Source organism: Archangium sp. (assembly GCF_036389735.1).
Taxonomy (GTDB): domain Bacteria; phylum Myxococcota; class Myxococcia; order Myxococcales; family Myxococcaceae; genus Archangium.
In genome coordinates this window covers 1-2,996 of the sequence record NZ_DASVWK010000681.1, presented here as the reverse complement: position 1 = coordinate 2,996, position 2,996 = coordinate 1, and the positions used below count along the sequence as shown (strand labels likewise).

Genomic DNA, 2,996 nt, shown 5'->3' with positions numbered 1-2,996 from the left:
CCTCGTGCGCCTGTCGGAGTCGGTGGACATCACGGTGCGCTCCAGCGCCGAGCGCCTGGATTCCATCCTGCGCAACTTCGAGGGCGTGAGCGCCGACGTGAAGGGGATTACCGCCGCCAACGAGCAGAGCGTCGGCCACATCGTGCGCAACATCGAGGCCATCACCCACGACACGCGTCAGGTGCTGGCCACGGTGCAGAAGATCGTCGGCAGCGGTGGGGAAGGGGACCTGAAGGAGAGCGTGGCCAGCGTCAAGCAGACGATGAACCGGCTGGACAAGACGCTCTCCAACCTCGAGGAGATCACCTCCCGGGTGAACAAGGGCGAGGGCGCCGTGGGCGCGCTGGTGGCCGACAAGCGCCTGGGCCAGAAGCTCGCCGAGTCCGTGGAGGACCTGTCCGACTTCTCCTCCAAGCTCACCGGGATGCAGACCGAGGTGGGCCTGCAGGCCACCTATCTGGTGGAGCAGGGCGCCTCGAAGAACAGCCTGACGCTGCGCCTGGCGCCCAAGCCGGACAAGTACTACCTGCTGGAGCTGGTGGACGACCCGCGCGGCATCTCCGAGACGCAGTTCGTCCAGGCCAACCCGCCCTCCTCGGGCGAGCCCGTCGTCCAGCAGCAGAAGATCACCCGGGAAGGCTTCAAGTTCAGCGCCCAGTTCGCCAAGCGCTACTACTTCACCACCCTGCGCTTCGGCATCATCGAGTCCACGGGCGGTGTGGGTGCCGACTTCCACTTCTTCAAGGACCACCTGATGCTGAAGGTGGACGCCTTCAACTTCTCGGTGGACGAGCTGCGCTACCCGCGCATCCGCACCTCGCTGCGCGCCCAGGCCTTCGACCGGCTGTTCATCACCGCCGGCCTCGACGACATCCTCAATGACACCAAGCGCGAGGTGAACACGCGGCGCATGCTCGCCGGCCGGGATTTCTTCTTCGGCGGAGGCATCTACTTCACCGACGACGATCTCAAGGCCATGCTGCCGGCCCTCCCCACGCCGTGAACGCTTGACCTGACCGGCTGAAAAGTCGTACCTCGCCACGGCACGGGCGGTCCCCTGGGAGTCCCGTGCGCCGTCCTCACGGACTCTCCCCCTGGAACGCCCATGTCTCTTCTCGTCGTTGGCTCTGTCGCGCTGGACTCGGTGGAAACCCCCTTCGGACTGAAGGAGGACATCCTCGGCGGCTCGGCCACCTACTTCTCCACGTCCGCGTCCTTCTTCGCCCCGGTGAAGGTGGTGGCGGTGGTGGGGGAGGACTTCCCCCAGGCCCACCTGGACTTCCTGCGCGGCCGCGGCGTGGACATCGAGGGCGTCACCCGCGAGAAGGGCCGCACCTTCCGCTGGAAGGGCCGCTACGGCTGGCAGCTCAACGAGGCCGAGACGCTCGACACCCAGCTCAACGTCTTCCAGACCTTCTCGCCCAAGCTCCCCGAGAGCTACCGCGACTCCCAGTTCGTCTTCCTCGGCAACATCCACCCCGAGCTCCAGGCCCAGGTGGTGGATCAGGTGAAGGGCCCCAAGCTCGTCGCCGCCGACACCATGAACTTCTGGATCAACGGCAGCCGGCCGGCGCTCCTCAAGACGCTCCAGCGCGTCAACCTGCTCTTCGTCAACGACGCCGAGGCGCGCCAGCTCTCCGGTGAGCACAACATCGTCCGGGCCGCCCGCGCCATCCTCGGCATGGGCCCCCAGCGCGTCGTCATCAAGCGCGGCGAGTACGGCGCGCTCCTCTTCGAGCAGGACCACGTCTTCGCCTGCCCGGCCCTCCCGCTGGCCGACGTGTTCGATCCCACCGGCGCCGGAGACACCTTCGCCGGCGGCTTCATGGGCACCCTGGCCCAGCACAACGGGAAGCTCGACAGCCAGGTGCTGCGCCGCGCCATGGTGATGGGCAGCGTGATGGCCTCCTTCACCGTGGAGAAGTTCAGCCTCGAGCGCCTGCGCGAGGTGGACCGCAAGCTGATCCACGGGCGATTCGCGGATTTCAAGCGACTCACGCATTTCGAGGATCTGGGTCCGCTTGACGGATAATTCCGTTATCCCTAATCTCACTCCTTGCCATTTGGAGGGCCAAGGGGTTGCGGACGGATAACCGAAAGCACGGTCGAATCCCCTCGCGCCAGCGGGCCTGGTGCGAGTCGGAGAACATCACCCTCTACGCGCGGGTCGGCAACTTGAGCGAGGGGGGGATGTTCCTCCAGACGAACACGCCCCTGGCCAAGGGCCGGCGGACGCTGCTGAAGCTGAGTGGCGGGGACGTGAAGGAGCTCACGGCCGAGGCCACGGTGGTGTGGAGCCGGGATCGCCGGGTGGAAAAAGGGCCCCCGGGCATGGGCTTGAAGTTCGAGGGGTTGGATTCTGGCGCGCTGGATGTCCTGCGGCGCATCATCTCCGAAGAGCAGCGGACGCCCGCGTTCGGCACCTAGCGGCCGGGGGCCTGAGAGAGTTCTCCTGAATGCGCATCGCGATCATCTCCGACATCCACTCCAACATCGAGGCGCTGACGGAGGTCCTCCGCGTGGCGGAGGAGCAGAAGGTGGATCGCATCGTGTCGCTGGGGGACGTGGTGGGCTACGGGGCCTCGCCCAACGCCTGCTGTGACCTGGTGCGCTCGGTGACCGAGGTGACGCTGCTGGGCAACCACGACGCCGCGGTGGCCGGGCGGATGGACTACTCGTACTACTACGAGGCGGCCCGCCATGCGCTCGACTGGTCGGCCGGGGTGCTCTCGGACGAGAACATGGACTGGCTCAAGAGCCTGCCCTACACGTACCGGATCGGGGACGTGGGCTTCTGTCACGGCTCGCCGGTGGAGCCCCGGGCGTACGAGTACATCTTCGCGCTGGAGCAGGCGCGTGAGCTGGCGCCGTACGTGGAGCACCTGCCCGAGGTGACGTTCATCGGGCACAGCCATCTGTGCAAGGCGTTCGCCATCGGCAATGGCGAGGTGCATGACGTGGTGGCGCAGAAGTTCGGCATCCGTCGGGGCTACAAG

The 2,996-nt window shown here is 66.6% G+C and carries 4 protein-coding genes; all 4 read left to right on the top strand.

The window, feature by feature from the left end; all coding sequences use genetic code 11:
• On the top strand, positions 1-1,003 hold a 1,003-nt coding region (locus tag VF794_RS24020; RefSeq protein WP_331114224.1), incomplete at its 5' end, for an MCE family protein.
• 102 nt (positions 1,004-1,105) lie between these two features.
• Entirely contained in the window at positions 1,106-2,032 is a 927-nt protein-coding gene (locus tag VF794_RS24015; protein ID WP_331114223.1) for a PfkB family carbohydrate kinase, read from the top strand.
• A gap of 47 nt (positions 2,033-2,079) precedes the next feature.
• Positions 2,080-2,427, top strand: a complete 348-nt coding sequence (locus tag VF794_RS24010; RefSeq protein WP_331114221.1) for a TIGR02266 family protein — start codon at positions 2,080-2,082, stop codon at positions 2,425-2,427.
• A gap of 29 nt (positions 2,428-2,456) precedes the next feature.
• Positions 2,457-2,996, top strand: a 540-nt coding sequence (locus VF794_RS24005; protein ID WP_331114219.1) for a metallophosphoesterase family protein, incomplete at its 3' end; no start/stop codon positions are given.